This is a genomic window from Nostoc sp. 2RC (assembly GCF_014222165.1).
Taxonomy (GTDB): Bacteria; Cyanobacteriota; Cyanobacteriia; order Cyanobacteriales; family Nostocaceae; genus Nostoc; species Nostoc linckia.
Window position 1 is genome coordinate 1 of sequence record NZ_JACKZU010000675.1, and the last position, 1,676, is coordinate 1,676.

The 1,676-nt window shown below is 41.0% G+C and carries 1 protein-coding gene; it reads right to left on the minus strand.

The window, feature by feature from the left end:
* A partial coding sequence (locus GNE10_RS34345; RefSeq protein ID WP_185570484.1) for a hypothetical protein occupies positions 1-1,593 on the minus strand: 1,593 nt, incomplete at its 3' end.
* Between the last annotated feature and the right edge of the window lie 83 nt (positions 1,594-1,676).

Consider the following 1,676-nt stretch of genomic DNA (forward strand, 5'->3'; position numbering starts at 1 on the left):
TTGTTCCTTCAGTTTGGTATCGATTTTTGTAATATCTGATTTCGTGGTGTTAATATCCTTGTTGATTTGTTGTACGTCACCCTTTAACAAGCCTAAAGACTGCCTGTTTTCACGTTCAAATTCTTCAAAACGCTGGTCAGATGTCATCTCGTTTTGACGTTTGAAATCAGCGAATCTTTGGTCAAACTCCTTAGATAGATTCGATTGTTGTAAGTCCCGAATCGCCAGAGCTTTGTCATTTTCTTTCTTGAACTCTTGAAATCTCTGCTCGGAAGACAAATTATTTAGTCGATTGAAATCCGCTATTTTTTTATCAAAATCTTTACTGAGGTCGGATATTTGTAAATCCCTGATACCAAGAGCTTTGTTATTGTCGGCGACGAAACGGTTAAATTTATCATCTAACTGTTGCTGAATTGGCGCAAGGTTGGGCACACCTTTATTACGTGCCTCGTTCATCGCTGCATCAGCTTTGTTATCTACAGCATTAATAGATTTACCCAAGCTACTTACAGAATTAGCTAATACTGGGATTTGTCCGACCTGTGCTTGAACACCAATAACCGTGTTACTTAGTTGCCCAACCTGTGACTGTAGCGGAATAACCAATGATTTTGCAGCTGCGACAGCATTAGCTGTGATGCTATTTGTATCAATATTTTGTGGCTTAATTGCCGACACCTGGGCTTTTGTCGCTGCCAGGTCTGATTGCAATTTAGAAATAGTAGCGTTTACAGACTTTTGAAAGGACTCTCCGACGCTATTATTAAACTTTGAAATTTGAGTATTAATTGATTGAATTTTGGCGTCAAAATTGATGCGTTGTTCAGTTATCTTCGTTTCAATTGCTATCTTATTCTGACGAAATTCATACAGGGTATCATTAGCCAATTTTCTGGCTGACTCAGCTAAACCAGTTACTATTTTCCGTCCCTCGCGAGCCTCGTACAAAGCATCATTGGCTTGCTTCTTGGCTGTTACGATCTCCTGCCCAGTTTTCTCGACCGATTTATTAAGCCTGGCATAATCTTTGGCGTTGGTATCTAGTTCTTTGCTGATTCTGGTATTGAATTTATCAACCTTTTCATTTAAGCTTTTAACCTTAGAATTAACAGTTGTCAGTAAGGATAAGTTTTTTGACATCTCAAGCCCAAGAGAAGTCAGGTTGTCAAAAGTTCTGTCGCTGATAAATTCCTGGAGTAGTAATAATCCGGTGATTCCAATCGCCGCAAGCAAGCCCAGGAGTCCACTGACTTTGGAAGCTTTATCTATCTCGCCAGTGCCAGGTATTTTCTTGAGAAAAATATCGGTGATCTTTTTTGTCGCGTTAGCGGTGTCTTTCGCTTTGGTAGCGGCTTCTGCGGTTTTCTTGATAGCCTTAATCTCGTCAAGCAGACCTTTCTGCTCGTTCATGGCGTTCGTAAGTTTGTAGAGATTCCTGAAGTCCCTCACGCTGAATTGAGTTAATGCCCTCGTAGTGTTCGGAATATTCCAGTTACCTTTGATGCTGGTACTGAAAACCCGAACATACTTACCAGCGTGAGTGAGACTATCTTTTAAAACGGCTGTATTCGGTGCGCTTGGAATACTCACTTACTGCCACCCCCGAAAACGCTGGTGACAGCAGTAACAGCTTTTAGCACCACTGTTCCCATTTTCTCTACTAGGGTTAAAGC